Source organism: Allotamlana fucoidanivorans, from assembly GCF_006265225.1.
Lineage (GTDB): Bacteria > Bacteroidota > Bacteroidia > Flavobacteriales > Flavobacteriaceae > Allotamlana > Allotamlana fucoidanivorans.
The window spans coordinates 195,237-218,580 of the sequence record NZ_VDCS01000008.1; the positions used below are offsets into that span (position 1 = coordinate 195,237).

A 23,344-nucleotide genomic window follows, 5' to 3' on the forward strand; every position below is an offset into this window, starting at 1 on the left:
TTAAGAATTGAAATTTTATAATGGGTATAAAAATGAGGCATTGCCTTTTCATTATGTTTACTAGTTAAAGGTTTGCGTAATCAAGTAATGGTTGGTCTCACTGTAAGAGTCAATTTAATTTTGGTTATTTTTGCAGCGTTATGCAAGAGTTAAAACTTTCAAATTGGTTGCCTACCACAAACAAAGAGGTGAAAATTCGCGGTTGGGATGAGCTCGATGTCATCCTGTTTAGCGGTGATGCCTATGTGGATCATCCATCATTTGGTCCTGCTGTTATTGGACGTATTTTAGAAAGTTACGGGTTAAAGGTGGCTATTGTGCCCCAGCCTAATGTGAATGATAATCTTCAGGATTTTGTAAAATTAGGGTCGCCAAAGTTATTCTTCGCCGTTACAGGTGGTTGCATGGATCCTATGATTAGCAATTATAATGCTAATAAAAAACGTCGGGATAAAGATGCATATACACCGAATGGTGATATTGGATTTAGACCAGATTATGCTACTTCTGTTTATACCAAAATACTTAAGGATAAATGGCCCAATGTACCCGTGTTGATTGGTGGGATAGAAGCGTCATTACGTCGTGTTACCCATTATGATTATTGGAGTGACAGGCTAATGCCAACCATTTTAGAAAGCTCTAAAGCGGATATGTTGGTATATGGTATGGGTGAGCAACCCTTACGGGAAATTGTGCGTTTGCTTCAAAAAGGCGTACCATTTAGCAGCATTAATACTGTAAAACAAACGGCTGTTTTACTGAGTGAAAAAGATAAAATACCAAAAAATAGTAATTGGGAAGATGTAGAGATTGTTTCACATGATATTTGCTTGAAAGACAAAAAGGCGTTTGCATCTAATTTTAAAATTATTGAGCAAGAGTCCAATAAATTGGCAGCACGGCGTATTTTTCAGAAGGTAGGAAATAAAACCTTGATGATTAATCCACCCTATCCTACCATGACGGAAGAAGAGATTGATGCATCTTTTGATCTACCTTACACGCGTTTACCACACCCGAAATACAATAAACGTGGCCCGATTCCAGCCTTTGAGATGATTAAGTTTTCTATTAACATCCATCGAGGCTGTTTTGGCGGTTGTAGTTTTTGTACTATTTCGGCGCATCAAGGAAAGTTTATTGCGTCGCGAAGCCAGGCGTCTATTTTAAAGGAAGTAGATACCGTGGCAAATATGCCTGATTTTAAAGGGTACTTGTCTGATATTGGTGGGCCAAGTGCCAATATGTATAAGATGAAGGGAAAAATACAAACTATATGTGATAAATGTGTAGCACCTTCATGCATTTCACCTGTTATTTGTAGTAATCTGGATACCTCTCATAAACCTTTAACGCAGTTATATCAAGCGGTTGATAATCATCCTAAAGTAAAAAAATCGTTTATAGGAAGCGGTATTCGTCACGATATGTTGGTGCCAGAATTCAATAAAAATGCGGACCCTAAAGAGTTAGATGATTATACTGAAGAGGTTATGACCAAACATGTTTCTGGGCGTTTAAAAGTAGCACCAGAACATACCAGCGACCCCGTATTGAAATTGATGCGTAAACCATCATTTACTTATTTTCATAAGTTTAAAGAACGTTTTGATAAGATTAATGTAAAAAACAAGCTGAAACTTCAGTTAATTCCATATTTTATTTCGAATCACCCAGCTTGTGAAGCTGAAGACATGGCTAATTTGGCTGCCGAAACTAAAGACATGGGTTTTCAGTTAGAGCAGGTGCAAGGGTTTACGCCTACCCCTATGACGGTAGCTACTGTTATTTATTACAGTGGGTATCATCCGTACACCTTAAAAAAGGTGCGCACCCCTAGAACCAGAAAGGAGAAAGATGAACAGCACCGTTTCTTCTTCTGGTATAAAGATGAAAATAAAGCGTGGATTAGAAATACCTTGAATAAATTAGGGCGTCAAGATTTGTTGGATGTCTTGCTTCCGAAGAAGGAAGAGCAATGGCGCAAAAACAAGCCTGGTAAACCAAAACACACCTTTAATGATGCCGTGCCATTTAATAGAAGAAAAAACAAGGTAAAATACCGCTCGAAGAAAAAACCGCGTTAGCAACTATTTTGTTGCACGCTCTAATCTGTCGTTGATAGATTTTCCAAGGCCATGATTAGGTAAGCGTTCTGCTATAATAATGTCTATATTTTCATGATCCAATTGATGAAGGGCATCATACAATCGCGAGGCGGCTTCTTCTAAATTTCCGGTTTCTGATAAAATTATTTGTGATGAAACTTCCCTGTTCAACTTGTTTCGAAATGCTAAAATGCCAATGCGTTTGTTGCTATAGTTTTCAACTACGTCCTCCAAGTCATCAGTTAAAATCGTTTTGGTTGAAGGTGCGTAGTGTCGTTCCAGCATACCAGGTGCTTCCGGACTAATCTCATCTTTGGTTTTAACCTTAACGGGTCCAACCACGGCTTCAATGACCTCAAGCGCTAGGGCTCCAAAACGGTACACAATAGGTTCATCGCCTTCAAAGCCAATAATGGTAGATTCAATACCATTCATACAAGCCCCGCCATCTAATACCTGCTTAATATCGTTTTTAAAATAGTGTTCAACATGTTCGGGTTTTGTAGGACTGATGCTTCCAAACGGATTCGCACTAGGGGCCGCCAACGGAAATTCAATTTCTTCCAACAAAGCCAATGTTACCGGATGATTAGGTACACGCACGGCAACCGTATCTTTTTTAGCGGTAATTAAATCTGGAATTTTAGCTTGTTTTTTCAGTACTAAGGTCATAGATCCAGGCCAAAAAGCTTCCGCTAATAATTTCGCTTTGTCAGGAATATAGCTAACGATTTCTGGCAAATCATCAACCGAAGGAATGTGCACAATCAACGGATTAAAAAATGGTCGTAGTTTGGTTGAAAATATCTTTTTTATGGCCGTTTCGCTGTATATATTTCCAGCCAAGCCATACACGGTTTCAGTAGGGATGGCAACAATATCATCAGTACGCAATATACTTGCAGCTTGCTGTATGTCTTTAGAAATAATGCTCATGGTTAAAAAAAATATGAGGGCAAAATTAATTAAAAAATGAACAATCCAGTCCAAAAACAATTTCAGATATTCATTTTTTCCATTGATGGAAAAACGAATCCAAATAATCTGGGCTTACGAATCTTTATCTAAATTTTTTGTTTGCCTCTCAAGTTTTAGGAACTCGCCTTTAAAATTAGTACTTCATAAAATGTTCTGTTAGGCTCAAACAACCTGAAATTTTACAGGGACTTTACTTCAAGCTTTACGATAAACTTTCGATAGGTCAAAATTAATTTCAACAAAGAAGCAACCTCCAAGAAAAAATGCTTACTCCAGATAATTATAGTGAGACTTTCGATGTTTTAATTTTAAATCATTCAGGACCCTAATAATAAAGAAAGATTAATGCGCCTCTAGCCAATTGTTTCCAACACCTAAATCAACATCTAACGGAACATCCAATTTATAAGCATTTTCCATTTCAGTTTTCACCAAGGTTTTTATAGCTTCTAATTCTGGTTTGTACACATCAAACACCAATTCATCATGTACTTGGAGTAGCATTTTGGTTTTAAAATGACCTCCTTCTAATTTTTTGTAAATATTAATCATGGCAATTTTAATAATATCTGCAGCACTTCCTTGAATAGGCGCGTTTACCGCATTACGCTCAGCAGCGCCGCGAACCACAGCATTACGAGAATTAATATCTTTTAAGTAACGGCGGCGCCCTAAAACCGTTTGCACATAACCATGATCACGAGCAAAATCTACTTGTTCACTAATGTAGTTTCTTAGTTTTGGATAGGTAGCATAATAGGTGTCAATCAATGCTTTTGATTCAGCTCTAGATAAATTAGTTTGATTGCTTAATCCGAAAGCAGAAACTCCATAGATAATTCCAAAGTTTACAGTTTTGGCATTACTACGTTGTTCACGAGTCACTTCTTCAATAGGCACATTAAACACTTTTGAAGCGGTTGAAGCATGAATATCTTCTCCGTTTTTAAAGGCTTCAATCATGGTTTTTTCCTGACTCAATGCGGCAATAATGCGTAATTCTATTTGTGAATAATCGGCTGCCAATAAGGTGTAGTCGTCATTTCTAGGAATAAAAGCTTTTCTCACCTGTCTGCCACGTTCGGTTCTAATGGGAATATTTTGTAAGTTCGGGTTATTACTACTTAAACGTCCAGTGGCGGCCACTGTTTGCATGTAGTCGGTATGCACTCTGCCAGTGGTTTCTTCAACTTGATTCGGCAAAGCATCAACATAGGTGCTTTTTAGTTTTGAAAGTCCTCTAAAGTCCAAGATTTTTTGAATAATATTATGATCTTTTGCTAAGTAACTTAAAACATCTTCAGCAGTTGAATATTGTCCGGATTTTGTTTTTTTAGGTTTGTCAACCAGTTTCATTTTTTCAAATAAAATGATGCCCAATTGTTTTGGTGATGCTATATTGAATGTTTCACCTGCAGCCTCGTAAATACTTTTTTCAAGTGATGCAATGTCTTTATTGAGTTGCTCCGATAACGTATTTAAAAACCCTTTATCTAAATTTATACCTTCTAATTCCATAGCCGCTAAAACCCTTAGTAAAGGAATCTCAATATCATCAAACAGTTTTTGAGTATTGGCTTCGCCTAATTCATTTTTAAAGTGTTCTTTAAGCTGTAGGGTAATATCGGCATCTTCAACAGCATATTCGGTTTGCTTTTCTACTGGAACCTCTTCCATAGATATTTGATTCTTTCCTTTTTTACCAATCAACGTTTCAATAGAAATAGGGGTGTAGTTTAAATAGGTTTCAGAAAGGACGTCCATGTTATGACGCATGTCTGGATTTATCAGATAGTGGGCCAACATGGTGTCGAAAAGTTTGCCTTTAACCTCAATGTTGTATTTGGCAAGCATTTTAATATCGTATTTTAAATTCTGGCCTATTTTCTCAATAGTTTCATTTTCAAAAAAAGGACGAAGTTCTTCTATCAATTCTTGAGCCTTCTTTTGGTCTTTAGGGAAAGGTAAATAGAAGCCTTTACCAACTTCCCAAGAAAAGGCAATACCTACTAATTGTGCAGTTAGAGGGTTTAATCCAGTGGTTTCAGTATCAAAACAAACTGAATGCTGTTTCATCAGGTTTGTTAAGAACAGTTTAGTTGCTAAATTGGTATTTATATACTGATAAAAATGACTGGTTGTGTCAGCTGTTTTTCTGGAGTGTTCTAAAGGAACTTGTTGCTCGTTTGAAAGATCTGTTTCAAACAAGGAAAATTGACCAGCGCCTGCCGATTTGGTTTCTTTTCGAGTGGGTTTTTGTTCTGAAATTGTGTTTCTTTTTGTTTCTTCTACCGGGGTTTCGTCTGTTGAAACGGCGAAGGTTTTTATGAAATTTTCCGTTAAACGCCTAAATTCTAAATCCTGAAAAATTTGTTTCACCGCCTCAATATCAGGGTGGTCTAATTCAAAATCTTTGGCATTGAACGTTACGGGAACATCAAGCATAATGGTGGCTAATTTTTTTGAGAGTAGTCCTAATTCACCATTGGCTTCAATCTTCTCTTTCATTTTGCCTTTAAGCTGATTGGTATTCGCTAGTAAACCTTCCATGCTTCCAAACTGGGCTATAAATTTTTTGGCGGTTTTTTCGCCTACACCTGGTAAGCCAGGTATATTGTCACTAGAGTCGCCCATCATGCCTAAAAAATCAATAACCTGCAAAGGGCTGTCAACTTCAAACTTTTTTTGAACCTCGGGGATACCCCAGGTTTCATAGCCTCCGCCAAAAACGGGACGGTACATAAAAATATTTTCAGTAACAAGCTGTGCAAAATCTTTATCGGGCGTTACCATATAGGTTTTGTAGCCTTCTTTTTCGGCTTGACGCGACAAGGTTCCAATTACATCATCGGCTTCATACCCCTCCTTAACCATGATAGGAATATGCATGGCTTTTAATATGTTATGAATGTGGGGTATGGCGGTTCTTATGCCTTCGGGTGTTTCATCTCTATTGGCTTTGTATGCTTCAAACATTTCAACACGATCTGCACTTCCGCCCTTATCAAAACAAACCGCAAGATGGTCTGGTCGTTCACGTTTTATAACATCTAAAAGGGAGTTCATAAAACCCATAATGGCAGAGGTGTCTTCTCCTTTTGAGTTAATTCTAGGGTTTTTTATAAAGGCATAATACCCTCTAAAAATTAAAGCGTAAGCATCTACTAAAAAAAGGCGTTTTTGTTCTGGCATTTTAAATGTTTTGATAGAAAACCAAAACTACAAAAAGTTACTCGTAATATTTAAATTAATAGAGAATTGAGTCTTTGCTTTCATTTTACTTGCGTTGCCTTGTTTTTCTTAACAATTAGTTAAATAAAAACCAGATGCTTAGCATTGCTTCAGAATACTTTTATCTTTGAGTAAAAAAGATTTATGCTACGTTGGGTTATTTTTATCCTGTTATATCTGTTTATTAGTTTTTATGGATTTCAGGCCATAAAAACAGTTACCAAAAATGTTTGGATTCATTTTCTGTTTGTTGCCATTGCTTTAATTATAGCGGTTAATTTTTTGATTCAGTTTACGGTGTATTCTGAAGGGCGCGTTTTAAACCCTGCTAAGAGTTACGCGTTTGGGTTTTTATTAGCTTATATATCATTCAACTTGGTACTCGTACCCTTATTGTTTGGTGAAGATATTTTAAGAGTTATTCTTGGGGTTTATGATAAGTTAGTTACCAAAAATGATGGTTTTTATTTGCCTTCAAGGCGAAAATTTATTAGTCAGATTGCACTTGGATTGGCGGCTATTCCATTGACGTCGTTATTGTATGGGATGTATCGAGGTAAATACCGTTTCAAAGTCTTAAATTACACCCTGCATTTTGAGGATTTACCAGAGGCTTTTGATGGATATAGAATTACGCAAATTAGTGATATACATTCAGGAAGTTTTGATAATAGAGAAAAGATAGAATATGCGGTAAGTCTTATTAACGAACAGGAATCGGATGCTATTTTATTTACAGGTGATATGGTGAATAATAAGGCATCTGAAATGTTGCCTTGGAAAAACTTGTTCAGTACGCTGAAAGCTAAAGACGGTGTATATTCCGTTTTAGGAAATCATGATTATGGCGATTATGTAAGCTGGTCTTCAAAAGAAGAAAAGCTGCAAAACTTAGAAACTTTAAAACAAATGCAGAAAGATATGGGGTTTAATTTGTTGCTGAATGATACCAAGTTCATTGAAAAAGAAGGACAACGTATTGCTGTAGTTGGTGTAGAGAACTGGGGTAAAGGTGGTTTTAAAAAGGCTGGCGATTTAAAAAAAGCGGCTAGGGAGGTAGATGCAAATGATTTTAAAATTTTAATGAGCCATGACCCCTCACATTGGGAAGCAGAAGTAATTAATGATGCGTATCACTATCACCTTACCTTAAGCGGACATACGCATGGTATGCAATTTGGTATTGAAATACCAGGATGGATAAAATGGAGTCCCGTAAAGTGGCGTTATAAACATTGGGCAGGTATTTATAAAGAAATGGGGCAATATATTAATGTGAATAGAGGATTTGGTTATTTAGGCTATCCCGGGCGTGTAGGGATATGGCCTGAAATTACAGTGATTGAGCTTAAAAAAGGGCAAGCCCAAGCATAAGTATTTGTAAATGTTGTATTTCTCTAGAAATTGCTTACTTTTATAATGATACATAAACGCTTAGATAATGACTAGGGATACATCCTTTTGAAATTAGCATAAGTCTGTGTTCATGTGTTTGACTAATAAACAATAGAATATGTCAAAATTCGGGGAACTTATTGATGTTAAAATTCCAGTTTTGTTAGATTTTTATGCAGAATGGAATGAACAGTCAGAGCCCATGCATCTTGTGCTTAGAGATGTAGCCGCTGCTCTTGGTGACAAAGTTAAAGTGATAAAAATTGATGTTAATAAAAATCAAGAATTAGCAGAAGCTTTGCGCGTAAAATCTACACCAACACTCATTATTTACAAAAATGGCGAAATGAAATGGCGTCAAAGTGGAGAGCAAGATGCCAACACATTGATAGATATTGTGCAAGACTATATGTGAGTATTTATGATTTCTTATATGAGGCTTTTGTGATGTATGACGATAACTAATGTTGCTCTCGCAAAAAGAAGATGCTTCAATATTTGCAAGTTTAGCGCCTAATTAAAATCAAGAGCTTCAAAAGTATATCCTCTAGAAGTAAAGTGAGCTAACACTTTAGGTAAAGCGTATTGCATGTTTTTTGAGGCCTTTACACTATCATGAAACACAATAATACTGCCCGATGTTGCTTTATTAATAACATTATTTAAGCATGTTTCAGGACCAATAGAAGCATTCCAATCAAACGATAAAACATCCCACATAATAATGTTGTAGCCTTTTTCTAAAAGTGTTTTGCCTTGTTTTGGGCTAATTTGACCGTACGGAGGTCTGAATAAATTAGAATAGGTTTTGTTTGAATGTTTTAACTGAGATTTTATAATGTATTCTGCCGCAATAGTATCATTTATATAAGGGTTTGTTTTGGTTTTCCAACCTTTTATATGGTTTTTTGTGTGGTTGCCTATGCTATGACCGTTTTTTACCACAGATTGAAAAATGTCAGGATGTTTTTCAATATTATTTCCAATGCAAAAAAAAGTCGCTTTAGCCTGATAGTCATGAAGCGTCTCGAGTACCCAATTAGTGATTTTAGGGGTGGGCCCATCATCAAAAGTGAGATACAAAACCTTGTTAGTAGTTGCTATATCCCAAACATAGTTTGGGAATAATTTTTTGGCAACTACTGGTGTTTTTACAGGAGCTAAGGGCATGCCTTAATCTATGGTTTTAAAGTGAACTATCTGCTTCTATTTGCGGCGCACTATCATTTTGAATGTCTAACTCAGGTTTTTCAATAATGTCTTCTGGTTCGTCTGGACCATAAAAATGTTTAAAAGCCCTTAAATGATTGTTAAAGATTTCTCCTTCGGTTTCAGCAAAGTCAATGTCGTATTTTATGAGCAGATCCACTAAAGCTTTATAGCGCTGAATATCTGTATAAATATCTTCAAATAAACGTTCTTGATTTTCTACACTCAATTGGCTGTAGTAATACAAGTTTTCTTGATATTTTTTAGAAACTGCTTTAAACAATCGTTGTGCTTTTTCTTTATTTTTAACTTCATAGTATATACCAATGTAGGGCTCTAAAAGTGTGTAATACCCATAATATTCAACAGGCATGTTTTCCATCGCTATATCGGCTACTTCTTCAGCTTTATCAAGTTTGTTTTCGTTTATTAGTTGCTCTGCCAAACGGGCTAAGTTGCCTCTGTAAGTAATAGAGTTTTTTCTGGTTTCTACGTCGTGATAAATATCTGGACTGCCACTATTGCCCCAATCCCAGTTTTTAACTTTTTCATACATCAAATCGCTATCTACACGACCCATATCAAACGGATTTGCTCTATCAACAGGAGTTTTTATTGGTACTAGTTTGTAACACATGCCATCTAGTTGAAGGTAGTCCTTCATCCAGATGTAATCATCATCACCAAAACTTCCACCCGTAAAGTATATAGGGCGTTTCCAATCGTTATTGGCAACCACATCAAGCATCAATAATCGGTTTTTATAAAGCGCACTGCCTTGTATATTTATATCAATATACGGTACAATTTGGTTTGCATCCTTTGGTTTTACAATACCCGATTTTAATACGTTATCTGTGTTAACAGGAATTCTTAAATGCCTTGATGGTAAGTAAGTAGCATTGGCATCTTGGCTTCTTACTTTGTTTAAATCTACACCCTGTTGCTGTAACACGTATTTGTATTTTGTTTTAGGGTTGTTGCTTTGAATAAAATTTAAAGCTTCTTTTACGGTTATGGTATCTTTTGTAACTTCTGAAATGATAATATAATCATTGGTGCCATAACGGTAATTTTCATGTGTAAGTTGTGATGGTATGGGGTCGCTCTCATAAGCTTTGCGTTTCATTTGATCGATATACCAATCGGTTTGAAATAAACTGGTATTTACCACCCGAACATCTGTACGGTAGCCTTCAATTTCTTGAGCATACCAAAGCGCAAAGGTGTCATTATCGCCAATGGTAAATAAGATGCCGTTTTCGGCACAAGAATCGAGGTATTTTTTAGCCATGGCATTGGCGGTATGTTTGCCTGAACGGTCATGGTCATCCCAGTTATTTGCAGCTAAAATGCCTGGTACTAAAATTAAGCATACTATGGTGATTATTGAAGCAGCGAGCTTTTTAGGAAGCATATTTTTAACGGTGTTGTAAATAGCATAAACACCAAATCCAATCCAAATAGAAAATACATAAAACGATCCTACTACAGAATAATCCCGTTCTCGCGGTTCAAAAGGTCTTACATTGGTGTATACCTGAATGGCAATACCCGTAAACAGAAAAAATACAAGCATCACCCAGAATCGGTTTTTGTCTGTATTAAATAAAAAGAAAAATCCTAATAGCCCTAAAATAAGCGGAAGCATATAATAAGTGTTTCTGGCTTTATTGTTTTTTACATCGCTTGGTAAGTTGTCTTGAGAGAGTCCTAAATGCCATTCGTCAATGAACTTTATTCCAGAAATCCAGTTGCCGTGGTTGTCATATCTTCCTTGAATATCATCTTGTCTCCCTGAAAAATTCCACATAAAATAGCGCCAATACATATAACCTAATTGGTATTCAAAAAGATATCTGATATTACTTGCTAATGACGGTTTTTCAATGTCTATATAATCTTTAAACTGTCTTAAGAAGTTATGGTAATCTTCATAATCTATATTGCCTTTTGCTACGTCGTTTTTAAAATTGGCAACAGCAGAACGCAATTCGTTTTCCATTTGATATTCTGACTTCAATTTAAAATTTAAAAAACCAGAAAACATCATATAATTTTCGGCATGCTCTGGACTCCACATGCGTGGTAGAATTGAGGCATGCTTTGAGTTATAGTTTTGCTTTGCGTTTTTGTAATCATTTACAATGACATATTTGCCTTTTTGTTCATCCTTTTCATAGTTGGGTTTGTCATCAATGTAAGGATTGTTCTCATCTAAATAGGCATACTGATCGGTAAACTGAGGTCCATAAAACAAATGGGTCTCAGGGTATTGCTCTAAGTTATAGTACGCTAAAAGTTCTCTGGCACTATCAGGGTTATTCTCATTAATAACTACATTAGCATTGGCTCTAATAGGAAGCATTAACCATGTAGAAAAACCAATAATAATAAAGGTGATACAAAGAATAGCGGTATTTAAATGCACATAATTTTTTTGTCTGGTATATTTTAAGGCATAGAAAATAACCGCCACTAGAGTGATGCCTGCTATGATAGATCCTGAATTAAAAGGAAGGCCAATAGTATTGATGAAAAAGATTTCAAAGGCACTGAATATTTTAAGAATATTTGGAGCAAGCAGTTTAAATACAAACAATAAAACACCCACCGAAACCACATTAGCAATAATAAAGTTTTTTAAGGTAATGGTTTTATAATTCTTAAAATAATAGAGTAAACCAATAGCAGGAATAGTTAATAATCCCATAAAATGCACACCAAAAGAAAGTCCAATGATAAAAGCGATTAAAATGAGCCAACGGTTTCCTCTGGGTTTGTCCATATCTTGTTCCCATCGTAAACCCAACCAAAAAAGAACAGACATAATTAAGGTGGCTAAGGCATATACTTCGGTTTCTACAGCATTAAACCAGAATGAATCGGTAAAAGTAAAAGCTAAGCTTCCAACAAGGCCACTACCCAAAATAGCCATGGCTTTTCCTGGTGAAAGAGGCTTTTCATGATTAACAAGTCTTGTTAACAACAGTGTGATAGTCCAGAACATAAACAAAATAGTAAACGCACTAGCCGCAGCACTCATCATGTTCATCATAACGCCTATTTGGGAAGGCTCAAGGGCAAATATGGAGAAGAATGCGCCGAGCATTTGGAACAGCGGCGCTCCTGGTGGATGCCCCACTTGAAGCTTTGAAGAGGTTAATATATACTCGCCAGCATCCCAGAAACTTACGGTAGGTTCAACGGTTAAGCTATAGGTTATAAATGCTATTAAAAAAGAGAACCAACCTAAAATGGTATTCCATTTTTTATAGTCAAAATGTGCCATGTAACGTAATATTTATTTGCAATGGCGAATTTAACAATAAATATGGTACTGCAAATGTTTTTAAGTAAACCTTAAGCCTTGGTAAATATTTTTTTTAAAAAAAACTTGCGAAAATAAAACTTTGTACTAAATTTGCACCCTCAATTACACAATGGCCTATGGTGTAACTGGCAACACGTCTGGTTTTGGTCCAGAAGAGTCTAGGTTCGAGCCCTAGTAGGCCAACAGAAATTGAATGAAGTCCTTGCTTTTTAGTAGGGACTTTTTGTTTTTATCTGGTTAATGAACACGCTAATGCTTTTTGAGTTTAAATTTTAAAAGTCATAACAGGGCGTTTTGCGTGGTTTACCAAGTCTTCACTAATACTACCATTAAAGAAATGTGAGATACCTTGTCTGCCATGGGTGCTCATACCAATTAAATCGGCGCCAATAGATTGGGAGAAATTCATAATGCCTTTTTCTATAGTCATATCATTATAAATATTCATAGAGCAATCTCTTAGCGAGGTGTCTTTAATAAAATGCGCCATGCGTTCGTGAGATGTGGCTGACACTGTAAATTTGTTGGGGGTATTCACCATAAGTAAATGTAGTTTGGCTTGAAATAGCTTCGCAAAGGTTAAGGCTTTTTTGAAAGCAGGTAAGCATTCCTTTTTAAAATCTGAAGCAAAAACAAAATGGTTTACTTTAAAAGTTGGGTGTTCTTTTTTAATGACCAGAACAGGTGTTTCTGATGTTCTAACCACTTTTTCAGTATTGCTACCAATAAGCAGTTCTCTTAGACCATTGACGCCATTTGACCCCATAATAATCAAGTCTATATCTTCTTTTTTACAGGTTTGGAATATGCCTTTAAAAACCTCACGAAAATCAACCAATTCATGAATATTAATATCTTTTAAAAAGGGTTTGTTTTTTAAGGTTTCAAATTTTTTATTAGCTAATTTCATAAAGAAAATAGCTTCAGGAAGTGCGCTTTGTGCACCTAAGGGGTCAATTTCTTGTAAAGGGATTTCTAGCATGTGTAACAAATAAATGTCGCATGAGTGTTGTTTTGCTAATTGTGCTGCAACTTTTAAGGCGTTTTCAGCCTGAGGGGAAAAATCGGTAGGAACTAAAATTTTTTTCATGCGTTTTAAGAGTTAGGTTGGTTTAAAATCAAAGTCATAATAGTGAAAAAGTGCTGTTGATGTGTTTTTTACGAATCACCTTTATTTTGTTGAACTTCTGTATCTTGATGTATTTAAATTTATGAATTATTCCTTTAAAAATCAATAAAATGTTATATATTTGCACCGTTGAAAGGCGAAATTAAGAATATGAGGGGACGGAAAGTCCCCTCTTTTTATACTAAAAATGTTTAAAACCAAAGTCAAAGAATTATTAGAAGCCGGATTGACTGAGCGTCAAGATTTATTTTTGATCGATTTTTCTATAAATACCGAAAATAATATTAAAGTGATTATTGATGGTGATCAAGGGGTTTTAGTTGAAGATTGTATTCAGATAAGTAGAGCTATTGAGCATAATTTAGACAGGGAAGAAGAAGATTTCTCTTTAGAAGTCATGTCGGCAGGAGCTTCATCACCACTGGTGCATAAACGTCAATACAACAAAAATAAAAATAGAACGCTTAAGGTGAAAACAGCTTCTAAAGAAATAGAAGGAACGCTTACTCAAGCAACTGAAGAAACTATTACTCTTGAGTGGAAGGCCAGAGAACCAAAACCCGTAGGTAAGGGCAAGGTAACTGTTAAAAAGGAAGCCGTAATTCCTTTTGAAGATATTATTGAAGCAAAAGTTATGATTAAATTTTAATTTAAAAGAGATATGGAGAATGTCGCGTTAATTGAATCTTTTTCAGAATTCAAAGACGATAAGCTAATTGACAGAGTAACGTTAATGGCAATTTTAGAAGACGTATTTAGAAGTGCCCTAAAAAAGAAGTATGGCGATGATGATAATTTCGATATTATTGTAAACCCTGATAAAGGTGATTTAGAAATTTGGAGAAATAGAATTGTTGTTGCTGATGGTGAAGTAGAGGATGAAAATCAGGAAATTTCTTTATCAGAAGCCAGAAAAATTGAGCCAGATTTTGAAGTTGGAGAAGATGTGTCTGAAGAAGTTAAGCTTATAGATTTAGGGAGACGAGCTATTTTGGCCTTACGTCAAAACCTAATCTCTAAGATTCATGAACACGACAATACCATCATTTATAAACAATTTAAAGATTTAGTAGGAGAGATTTATACAGCTGAGGTGCACCATATTCGTCACAGAGCTGTTATTTTACTAGATGATGAAGGTAACGAGATTGTTTTGCCAAAAGACAAGCAGATTCCTTCAGATTTCTTTAGAAAAGGAGATAACGTAAGAGGTGTGATTGATAGTGTAGAGCTTAAAGGAGCAAAACCTACGATCATTATGTCAAGAACCTCACCATTGTTTTTAGAGAAGTTGTTTGAACAAGAAATCCCAGAAGTTTTTGATGGTTTAATTACCATTAAAAATGTAGTAAGAATACCAGGAGAAAAAGCTAAAGTAGCGGTAGACTCTTATGATGATAGAATAGATCCTGTTGGTGCTTGTGTAGGTATGAAAGGTTCAAGAATTCATGGTATTGTGCGTGAATTAGGTAATGAAAATATTGATGTTATTAACTATACTAATAACTTGCAGTTGTTTATTACCAGAGCATTAAGCCCAGCAAGAGTAACATCTATTAAAATTAATGAAGAAACGAAACATGCTGAGGTTATCCTAAAACCTGAAGAGGTGAGTAAAGCCATTGGTAGAGGTGGTCATAACATCCGATTAGCAGGTCAGTTAACAGGATATGAAATTGATGTGTTTAGAGAAGGTGCCGAGGAAGATGTTGAGTTAAGAGAGTTTTCTGATGAGATTGAAGATTGGATTATTCAAGAGTTTAGTAAAGCAGGTTTAGATACCGCAAAAAGTATTTTAGAACTTGATGTGAACGATTTGGTAAAACGAACAGATTTAGAAGAAGAAACTATTTATGATGTGATTAGAATTCTTAAAGAAGAATTTGAAGAATAATAAATAAAAGTGCAGTTTTGCATTAATGTTATGCCCTCAAGCGGGTAATGTATATATTTGAGTATTTTAAAGGCAATTTATGGCTGAAACAATTAGATTAAATAAAGTATTACGCGAACTTAATATCTCTCTAGATCGTGCGGTTGAATTTTTAGATTCAAAAGGCATTTCTATAGAGAAGCGTCCAACTACAAAAATTTCTCAGGATACCTATGATATTCTATCTGATGAATTTGAAACAGACGCGAGTAAAAAAATGAGATCGCAAGAAGTAGGTGAAGCGAAGCAGAAAGAAAAGGAGGACTTACGTATTAAACGTGAACAGGAGTTAGAAGCTAAGCAAAAAGCCCAAGAAGCCATAGAATTAGCAAAACAACAAGAGGTAGTTAAAGCGTCTAAAAGCCTATCTGGACTTAAAACAGTTGGAAAAATTGATTTAGATTCCAAGAAGAAGGTAGAGGAGCAAAAACCAATTGAAGAAAAGAAAGAAGAACCTGTTGAAAAGCCAGTAGAACAGCAACCTGTGAAGGAGGAAATTATTAAGGCTAAAGCGCCAAAAATTGCAGTGAAGCCAGTTGCTCAAAATATAGAAACGCCTGTAGAAAAACCAACAGAAAAGCCTGTTGAAGTGCCCATGCCAGAGGCAACTTTGCCAAAGGAAGAAGAAAAACCAAAAGCACTTACCAAGTTGGATGATGAAGGTAATGTGATTCCAGAGGAAAGGGTAAAGACACAATATCAAAAACTTACAGGACCCAAAATTGCAGGTGATAAAATAGATTTATCTCAGTTTAACAAACCTAAAAAGAAGAAAGAAGACAAAAAAGCTGATGATAAGAAAGATGACGCACCTAAGAAAAAGCGTCGTCGTATCAGTAAAGCTGGGGCCGCCAATGCTGGCGGACAGAATAGACCGGGAGGAAATCAACAACGTCCTGGTGGACAGAATAAAGCAGGCGGAAACGATCGTTTTAAAGGAAAAGGACGAAGAAATATTGTTAAAGAAGAGCCTAGTGAAGAAGATGTAAAAAGACAAGTGCGCGAAACACTAGAAAAACTTCAAGGTAAATCCAGTAAAGGAAAAGGGGCTAAATACAGAAGAGATAAACGAGATCAGCATAGAGAACAATCTGAGCTTGATCAACAATTAGAAGCAGCAGAAAGCAAAATACTTAAGGTTACAGAATTTGTAACAGCAAGTGAAATGGCTACGATGATGGATGTTAGCGTAACACAAATCATATCTGCTTGTATGTCTCTTGGTATGATGGTGACCATGAATCAGCGCTTAGATGCTGAAACTTTATCTATTGTAGCTGAAGAGTTTGGTTATAAAGTAGAATTTGTAACAGCTGATATTGAAGAGTCTATTGAAGAAGTTAAAGATAAGCCAGAAGATTTAAAACCAAGGGCTCCAATTGTTACTGTTATGGGACACGTGGATCATGGTAAAACATCGCTATTGGATTATATCCGAGAGGAAAATGTAATTGCTGGTGAGTCTGGTGGTATTACACAGCATATTGGAGCTTACGGGGTAAAGTTGGAGAACGGACAAAAAATCGCCTTTTTAGATACACCGGGTCACGAGGCTTTTACAGCAATGCGTGCTCGTGGTGCTCAAGTGACCGATATTGCGATTATTGTAGCAGCAGCAGATGATGATATTATGCCACAAACAAAAGAGGCTATTTCGCATGCTCAGGCAGCAGGAGTTCCTATTGTGTTTGCTATTAATAAAATTGATAAACCAGATGCTAACCCTGATAGAATTAAGGAAGGCTTGGCACAAATGAATTTATTAGTTGAAGACTGGGGTGGAAAAATTCAGTCGCATGATATTTCCGCTAAATTCGGAACGGGCGTTAATGAATTATTAGAAAAAGTGTTGCTTGAAGCTGAATTATTAGAGCTTAAAGCTAATCCTAATAAACCTGCAACAGGTACTGTTGTAGAGGCATTTTTAGATAAAGGGCGTGGTTACGTGTCAACAATTCTGGTGCAGGCAGGAACCTTAAGAGTTGGTGATTATGTATTAGCGGGCCAGCATAGTGGTAAAGTAAAGGCTATGCACGATGAACGAGGGAATGACGTAGTGGAAGCGGGGCCATCAACACCTGTATCTATTTTAGGTTTAGATGGTGCACCACAAGCTGGTGATAAGTTTAATGTATTTGAAGATGAGCGTGAAGCTAAGCAAATTGCCGCTAAACGTGCACAACTTCAAAGAGAGCAATCTGTAAGAACACAGAGACATATTACACTTGATGAAATTGGACGTAGAATTGCATTAGGAGACTTCCAAGAGTTAAATATTATTCTTAAAGGCGATGTAGATGGTTCGGTTGAAGCGCTTACTGATTCGTTCCAGAAATTATCAACGGAAGAAATTCAAGTGAATATTTTACATAAAGGCGTAGGAGCTATTACAGAAAGTGACGTGCTATTAGCTTCGGCCTCAGATGCTATTATTGTTGGATTTAATGTGCGTCCTGTTGGAAATGCTAGAGCAACCGCTGATAGAGAAGAAATAGATATTAGAACCTATTCTATTATTTATGATGCTATAAATGATCTGAAAGACGCAATGGAGGGCATGTTGTCGCCAGAACTAAAAGAAGAGATTACGGGTACTGCTGAAATAAGAGAAATATTTAAAGTGTCTAAAATAGGAAGTATTGCAGGCTGTATGGTAACCAGCGGTAAGATCATGAGAAGTTCTGGAGTACGATTGATTAGAGATGGTGTTGTTGTGTTTACAGGTGAATTAGCGTCATTAAAACGTTTTAAAGATGATGTTAAAGAAGTGACTAAAGGTTACGACTGTGGTATGCAAATTAAAAATTACAACGACATTAAAGAAGGTGATATTGTGGAAGCCTTCCATGAAGTTGAAGTTAAAAAGAAGCTTAAATAAGCCATAGTTAAAAAATAAGAGAGAACAAAAAAGCAACCATTTAGGTTGCTTTTTTGTTTTAAAAAACCTCAAAAAAATGCTACTTTTTAGGTCTGAAAATAAATGCTGCAGGGAATTTGCCTTTAATTTGTTTTAAGGCTCTATCTGCTTCCAATCGTGTTCTGAAGTTGCCAGCCCAAATTTTAAAATTAGGCGTTTCATATTGAATAATAGAAGGCCAATTTTCAAAAGCATCTTTAAATTCTTTTTGAGCTTCATAGGCATCAGAACGATTGCCTGAATATATTTGAATTTTATAGCGTTCAGAATCACTTTTGTTCAGCTCTTTTTTAATACGCATGAGTTTTTCTATGCTTTTGTCCTGATGTATAGCAACCTCTCCTTGTTGCGCATAACTTTCTAAATGGCTAATAAATATGCAGAAAAATAGAAGAATTATACTTTTTAATTTAGTTGAAATCATATATTAATTGTATTTATGCAAATGTAAAAGTATTAAACTTAAAACGTGGTTATTTTATTATTTAGAATCTCTCTAAATTAACTGTTAACATTCAGTTAGTATTTTGGAAATCGACTTTAAATATTACTTTTGCCACACATTTTATACGTGTGATTTTTTTATTTATTAAATGACAAAAGTCATACCAAAATTAAGAAGTTAATTTAACCACAATATGAAAAAGGTGATTCACCGAAAGTCAAGCAGAAACTTTCTTCGTTTAGGCTTAATTGTATTATTAGCGTTTACAACCTCTCTTTCTGCTCAAGAAGGAGATCCAGCAAAAGGAAAATCTTTATTTAATGCCAATTGTGCTGCTTGTCATCAATTAGATAAGAAGATGACAGGGCCTGCCTTACGACAGGTTGAGTCGCGTTTGTCTGACGAGCAGGGTTTAGATAGAGACTGGCTGTATTCTTGGATTCGTAATAGTTCAGGTTTAATTAAGTCTGGTGATGCTTATGCAAACAAAGTGTATAATGAGTTTGGGGGAGCAGCTATGACTGCGTTTCCGCAATTATCAGATGAGGATATAAATAACATTTTAGCCTATACTGCTGAAGAGAAAAAAGCGCCTGCTGCCCAAGCTGCTGCAACAGGAGCTGCTGCACAAACAACGCAAGCTTCTGGTGGTATTTCAAATGAGATTATTCTTGGAGCCTTAGCTATTCTATTTATTTTATTGGCGCTTGGTCTGTATTTGGTTAATAAAACCTTACGGAGATTTGCGGCGGCTAAAAATATTGAGTTAGAACTTGAAACTGGTAGAAAACCATTGTGGAAAGCTTTTGTTGAGAATCAATTCTTAATGATTGTGGTGGCTATCTTCTTCTTGTTGTCTAGTGCTTATTTTGCTTATGGTTATTTGATGCAGGTAGGTGTTGATCAAGGATATCAACCAGTGCAACCAATCCATTTTTCGCATAAAGTTCATGCGGGAGATAATGGTGTTGATTGTAAATATTGCCATTCTTCGGCTAGAGTTAGTAAAACATCAGGAATTCCATCATTGAATGTTTGTATGAATTGTCATAAGTCAATTTATGAGTACAATGGAGAAACAACACCAGAGTATTCAAAAGAATTTTATGATGGTGAGATTAAAAAACTATATGCTGCTGCTGGATGGGATGATGCAGAGCAAAAGTATACAGGTGATTCTAAACCTGTAAAATGGGTGCGTATTCATAATTTACCTGATTTTGCTTACTTCAATCACTCACAACACGTAACTGTAGCTGGTGTTGAATGTCAAACCTGTCACGGGCCAGTTGAAGAAATGGAAATCATGTATCAACATGCGCCATTAACTATGGGTTGGTGTATTAATTGTCATAGAGAGACTAATGTTGACGTGAAAGATAACGGTTACTACGAGAAAATTCATGAAGAATTGTCTAAGAAGTATGGTGTGGATAACTTGACTGCTGCTCAAATGGGTGGTCTGGAATGTGGTAAGTGTCACTACTAAACGTTTCATGAAAGAAACAATAAATTAATTAAGAAGTAATTCAATTATATAATATGTCATCAAACAAGAAATACTGGAAAAGTGTTGAAGAGCTAAACGAGAACAGCTCTATTGTTGAGACGCTAAAACAAAACGAGTTTGTATCTGAGATTCCTACGGATGAGTTCTTAGGAGATAAAGACACTCTAGAGTCTACAGCCACAACCCGTCGCGATTTCTTAAAGTATGTTGGTTTTAGTACAGCAGCTGCCACTTTAGCGGCTTGTGAAGGACCTGTGAAAAAGTCTATTCCTTACGTTGTTCAGCCAACAGAAATCATTCCTGGTGTTGCAAATTATTATGCAACAACTATTGCTGATGGTTTTGATTTTGCAAGTGTTTTAGTTAAAACCCGTGAAGGTCGTCCAATTAAAATTGAAAATAATAACTTGGCTACGACTCATGGAAGTGCTAATGCCAGAGTCAATGCTTCAGTTTTAGGTTTGTATGATAGTTTAAGAGTACAGGGACCTAAAAAGGAAGGCGCCTCAATTTCTTGGGATGCATTTAATGCAGAAACTACAAAGGCTTTAACTAGTTTGAAAGGATCTGATAAAGAAATAGTACTTCTTACACAAACTTTTGCTAGTCCGTCAACAAGAAATTTGATTGCAGATTTTAATGAAGAGTATGGTAATGTACGTCATGTGGTTTACGATGCTGTTTCAGAATCGGCAGCGGCAGACGCATTTCAAAAGAAATACGGTAAAAGAGGATTGGCCGATTATGATTTTTCTGAAGCTATGACTATTGTTTCTGTTGGAGCTGATTTCTTAGGAGATTGGCAAGGCGGAGGCTTTGATGCAGGGTATTCTAAAAATAGAATTCCAGATCATGGTAAAATGTCGCGTCATATACAGTTTGAGTCAAATATGTCTTTAACTGGTGCTAATGCTGATAAACGTGTGCCTTTAACACCAACACAACAAAAATTAGCCCTTGCTAAGATTTATAGCTTAGTTACTGGAAATAATGTTTCAGTAAGTGGTTTGCCAGAGCAAGTTGAAGCAGCAGTGAAAAGTGCGGCTGCTCAGTTAAAAAAGGCTGGAAGTAAAGGTGTTATTGTTACTGGAATTCAGGATGTAAACGCGCAAACTGTAGTTTTAGAACTTAATGAGTATTTAACAAGTAAAGCCTTCAGTCCTAAAACGGCTTTAAAAACCAAGGAAGGTAATGCGCAAGCTGTTACACAGTTAGTAGAAGACATGAAAGCTGGTAAAGTTGGAGCCATCATTATGAGCGGGGTAAATCCGGTATATACCCTACCAAATGCTTCTGATTTTACTGAAGGATTAAAGAAAGTACAATTATCTGTAGCGTTTTCAATGAAAGAAGATGAAACGTCTACACAAACACAATATATTGCGGCAGCACCTCATTACTTAGAGTCTTGGGGAGACGTTGAAATTAAAGTAGGGCACTATGCCTTAACACAACCTGCTATTCGTCCATTGTTTGATACAAGACAGTTTCAAGACGCTTTGTTAGCATGGACAAACAACAGTCAATCTTACAGCGATTACATCAAGACAATCTGGAATGAGGATATCCTTAACGGGGCTTCATTTAATCAGGCTTTGCATGATGGGTTTTATGTTAGTGAAGTAGCTGAGCTAGATGCCATTGATACTTTAGAAGATAAAACAACTAATCCGGAAATGGCTGAAGCTATAGCTCCGGCTGCAGCGGCTAGCGCATTGGTTTCAAGTGCAAAGTCAAACGGATTAGAGTTAACCCTTTATACTAAAACAGGTATGGGTGATGGGCAACAAGCCAATAACCCTTGGTTACAAGAGTTTCCAGACCCTATCACACGAACCTCTTGGGATAACTACTTAACAGTATCTAAAGCAGATGCTGATGAGTTAGGCTTAATGAATAAGCACGTTGCTAACGGTGCCTTAAACGGTAGCTATGCTAACGTTACTGTAAACGGTGTGACCATCAAAGCGCCTGTTATGATTCAACCTGGTCAGGCTAAAGGGACTGTTGGTTTATCATTTGGATATGGTAGAACGGCTGGTTTAAAAGAAGAAATGCAAACAGGTGTTAATGCTTATGCATTATACCACAATTTCAATAACGTTCAGAATGTAACTATTGAGGCGGCGTCAGGTGAACATGAGTTTGCGTCTGTTCAGTTGCACAATACTTTAATGGGACGTGGTGATATTGTTAAAGAAACCACTTTAGAGATATTCAATACTAAAGATAAAAAACACTGGAATGCTGTACCTGTAGTGTCTTTAAATCATGAAGAAACACCTGTAACATCTCCAGAAGTTGATTTATGGGATGAGTTTGATCGTTCAATAGGACATCACTTCAACTTGTCAATTGACTTAAATGCTTGTACTGGATGTGGGGCTTGTGTGATTGCTTGTCACGCTGAAAACAATGTGCCTGTTGTAGGTAAATCTGAAGTGCGTCGTAGTCGTGATATGCATTGGTTACGTATCGATAGGTATTACTCATCTGAAGTGTCTTTTGAGGGTGATAATGAGAAGAAAGATAACATTTCTGGTTTAGGAAGTTCATTGAGTGAATTTGGTGAAATGGAGCATGCTTCTGATAATCCTCAGGTGGCATTCCAACCTGTAATGTGTCAGCATTGTAACCATGCACCTTGTGAAACAGTTTGCCCAGTTGCAGCTACATCGCATGGGCGTCAAGGTCAAAATCATATGGCTTATAACCGTTGTGTAGGTACAAGATACTGTGCTAACAACTGTCCTTATAAAGTACGTCGTTTTAACTGGTTCTTGTATAACGGAAATGATGAGTTCGATTATCATATGAATGATGATTTAGGACGTATGGTATTAAATCCTGATGTTGTTGTGCGCTCTCGTGGTGTTATGGAAAAATGTTCTATGTGTATTCAAATGACACAGAAAACAATTCTTGATGCTAAACGTGACGGACGCGAAATTAAAGATGGTGAATTCCAAACAGCATGTTCTGCAGCTTGTAGCAGTGGTGCTATGGTATTTGGCGATATCAATGATAAAGACAGTAAAGTTGCAAAACTGAAAGAAGATAACCGTATGTATCACTTGTTAGAGCATGTTGGAACAAAACCAAACGTGCAGTATCAAACAAAAGTGAGAAATACAACAGAAGCATAAATCTAA

General features: G+C 36.3%; 14 protein-coding genes and 1 tRNA gene. 9 read left to right on the forward strand and 6 right to left on the reverse strand.

Features of this window, described 5'->3' with window-relative positions; genetic code table 11:
- The first annotated feature begins 140 nt into the window (after nt 1-140).
- Entirely contained in the window at nt 141-2,090 is a 1,950-nt protein-coding gene (locus FGF67_RS09805; protein ID WP_139697228.1) for a YgiQ family radical SAM protein, read from the forward strand.
- 3 nt (nt 2,091-2,093) lie between these two features.
- Here FGF67_RS09805 and FGF67_RS09810 read toward each other — a convergent pair whose 3' ends face one another.
- Together FGF67_RS09810 and polA are read right to left on the reverse strand one after the other, a co-directional pair.
- Nucleotides 2,094-3,047, reverse strand: a complete 954-nt coding sequence (locus FGF67_RS09810; protein ID WP_139697229.1) for an L-threonylcarbamoyladenylate synthase — start codon at nt 3,045-3,047, stop codon at nt 2,094-2,096.
- Nucleotides 3,048-3,431: 384 nt separating this feature from the next.
- Nucleotides 3,432-6,281: a DNA polymerase I gene (gene polA / locus FGF67_RS09815; RefSeq protein ID WP_139697231.1), complete on the reverse strand. Its 2,850-nt coding sequence runs from the start codon at nt 6,279-6,281 to the stop codon at nt 3,432-3,434.
- Between the two features lie 183 nt (nt 6,282-6,464).
- On the opposite strand from polA, the gene FGF67_RS09820 reads away from it, so the two are divergent.
- Together FGF67_RS09820 and FGF67_RS09825 are read left to right on the forward strand one after the other, a co-directional pair.
- Nucleotides 6,465-7,694, forward strand: coding sequence for a metallophosphoesterase (locus FGF67_RS09820; RefSeq protein WP_139697233.1), 1,230 nt, complete (start codon nt 6,465-6,467; stop codon nt 7,692-7,694).
- Between the two features lie 139 nt (nt 7,695-7,833).
- Nucleotides 7,834-8,130 (forward strand): thioredoxin family protein, encoded by a 297-nt coding sequence (locus tag FGF67_RS09825; RefSeq protein WP_139697235.1) that lies wholly within the window; start codon nt 7,834-7,836, stop codon nt 8,128-8,130.
- Between the two features lie 98 nt (nt 8,131-8,228).
- Here FGF67_RS09825 and FGF67_RS09830 read toward each other — a convergent pair whose 3' ends face one another.
- Together FGF67_RS09830 and FGF67_RS09835 are read right to left on the reverse strand one after the other, a co-directional pair.
- Nucleotides 8,229-8,885 (reverse strand): polysaccharide deacetylase family protein, encoded by a 657-nt coding sequence (locus tag FGF67_RS09830; protein ID WP_139697236.1) that lies wholly within the window; start codon nt 8,883-8,885, stop codon nt 8,229-8,231.
- 16 nt (nt 8,886-8,901) lie between these two features.
- Nucleotides 8,902-12,216: a DUF2723 domain-containing protein gene (locus tag FGF67_RS09835; protein ID WP_139697238.1), complete on the reverse strand. Its 3,315-nt coding sequence runs from the start codon at nt 12,214-12,216 to the stop codon at nt 8,902-8,904.
- Nucleotides 12,217-12,368: 152 nt separating this feature from the next.
- Between FGF67_RS09835 and FGF67_RS09840 the strand changes: the two genes are divergently transcribed.
- A tRNA-Gln gene (locus FGF67_RS09840) sits at nt 12,369-12,441 on the forward strand.
- 82 nt (nt 12,442-12,523) lie between these two features.
- Here the strand turns inward: FGF67_RS09840 and FGF67_RS09845 are convergent.
- Complete coding sequence (locus FGF67_RS09845) at nt 12,524-13,348, reverse strand: universal stress protein (RefSeq protein WP_139697240.1); 825 nt, start codon at nt 13,346-13,348, stop codon at nt 12,524-12,526.
- Between the two features lie 226 nt (nt 13,349-13,574).
- Here FGF67_RS09845 and rimP point away from each other — a divergent pair, with 226 nt between their 5' ends.
- The 3 genes from rimP to infB all read left to right on the forward strand — a co-directional run bounded on the left by rimP (nt 13,575) and on the right by infB (nt 18,198).
- Nucleotides 13,575-14,036 (forward strand): ribosome assembly cofactor RimP, encoded by a 462-nt coding sequence (rimP, locus tag FGF67_RS09850; RefSeq protein WP_139697242.1) that lies wholly within the window; start codon nt 13,575-13,577, stop codon nt 14,034-14,036.
- Nucleotides 14,037-14,048: 12 nt separating this feature from the next.
- Nucleotides 14,049-15,281 carry a transcription termination factor NusA gene (gene nusA / locus FGF67_RS09855; RefSeq protein ID WP_139697244.1) on the forward strand — a complete coding sequence of 411 codons (1,233 nt, stop codon included), beginning with the start codon at nt 14,049-14,051 and terminating at the stop codon, nt 15,279-15,281.
- 79 nt (nt 15,282-15,360) lie between these two features.
- Complete coding sequence (infB, locus tag FGF67_RS09860) at nt 15,361-18,198, forward strand: translation initiation factor IF-2 (RefSeq protein WP_139697245.1); 2,838 nt, start codon at nt 15,361-15,363, stop codon at nt 18,196-18,198.
- Nucleotides 18,199-18,277: 79 nt separating this feature from the next.
- On the opposite strand, the gene FGF67_RS09865 is transcribed toward infB, so the two are convergent.
- Nucleotides 18,278-18,661, reverse strand: coding sequence for an SPOR domain-containing protein (locus FGF67_RS09865; protein ID WP_139697247.1), 384 nt, complete (start codon nt 18,659-18,661; stop codon nt 18,278-18,280).
- 214 nt (nt 18,662-18,875) lie between these two features.
- Between FGF67_RS09865 and FGF67_RS09870 the strand changes: the two genes are divergently transcribed.
- A complete protein-coding gene (locus FGF67_RS09870) occupies nt 18,876-20,171 on the forward strand; it encodes a c-type cytochrome (RefSeq protein ID WP_139697249.1) in 1,296 nt (431 codons plus the stop codon).
- 53 nt (nt 20,172-20,224) lie between these two features.
- Nucleotides 20,225-23,338 carry a TAT-variant-translocated molybdopterin oxidoreductase gene (locus tag FGF67_RS09875; protein ID WP_139697251.1) on the forward strand — a complete coding sequence of 1,038 codons (3,114 nt, stop codon included), beginning with the start codon at nt 20,225-20,227 and terminating at the stop codon, nt 23,336-23,338.
- Nucleotides 23,339-23,344: the final 6 nt, after the last annotated feature.

Bases quoted from the DNA above. Each gene is read 5' to 3' on its own strand.
- FGF67_RS09805 (WP_139697228.1), top strand. From the start codon at position 141: ATGCAAGAGTTAAAACTTTCAAATTGGTTGCCTACCACAAACAAAGAG.
- FGF67_RS09810 (WP_139697229.1), bottom strand. From the start codon at position 3,047: ATGAGCATTATTTCTAAAGACATACAGCAAGCTGCAAGTATATTGCGT.
- polA (WP_139697231.1), bottom strand. From the start codon at position 6,281: ATGCCAGAACAAAAACGCCTTTTTTTAGTAGATGCTTACGCTTTAATT.
- FGF67_RS09820 (WP_139697233.1), top strand. From the start codon at position 6,465: ATGCTACGTTGGGTTATTTTTATCCTGTTATATCTGTTTATTAGTTTT.
- FGF67_RS09825 (WP_139697235.1), top strand. From the start codon at position 7,834: ATGTCAAAATTCGGGGAACTTATTGATGTTAAAATTCCAGTTTTGTTA.
- FGF67_RS09830 (WP_139697236.1), bottom strand. From the start codon at position 8,885: ATGCCCTTAGCTCCTGTAAAAACACCAGTAGTTGCCAAAAAATTATTC.
- FGF67_RS09835 (WP_139697238.1), bottom strand. From the start codon at position 12,216: ATGGCACATTTTGACTATAAAAAATGGAATACCATTTTAGGTTGGTTC.
- FGF67_RS09845 (WP_139697240.1), bottom strand. From the start codon at position 13,348: ATGAAAAAAATTTTAGTTCCTACCGATTTTTCCCCTCAGGCTGAAAAC.
- rimP (WP_139697242.1), top strand. From the start codon at position 13,575: ATGTTTAAAACCAAAGTCAAAGAATTATTAGAAGCCGGATTGACTGAG.
- nusA (WP_139697244.1), top strand. From the start codon at position 14,049: ATGGAGAATGTCGCGTTAATTGAATCTTTTTCAGAATTCAAAGACGAT.
- infB (WP_139697245.1), top strand. From the start codon at position 15,361: ATGGCTGAAACAATTAGATTAAATAAAGTATTACGCGAACTTAATATC.
- FGF67_RS09865 (WP_139697247.1), bottom strand. From the start codon at position 18,661: ATGATTTCAACTAAATTAAAAAGTATAATTCTTCTATTTTTCTGCATA.
- FGF67_RS09870 (WP_139697249.1), top strand. From the start codon at position 18,876: ATGAAAAAGGTGATTCACCGAAAGTCAAGCAGAAACTTTCTTCGTTTA.
- FGF67_RS09875 (WP_139697251.1), top strand. From the start codon at position 20,225: ATGTCATCAAACAAGAAATACTGGAAAAGTGTTGAAGAGCTAAACGAG.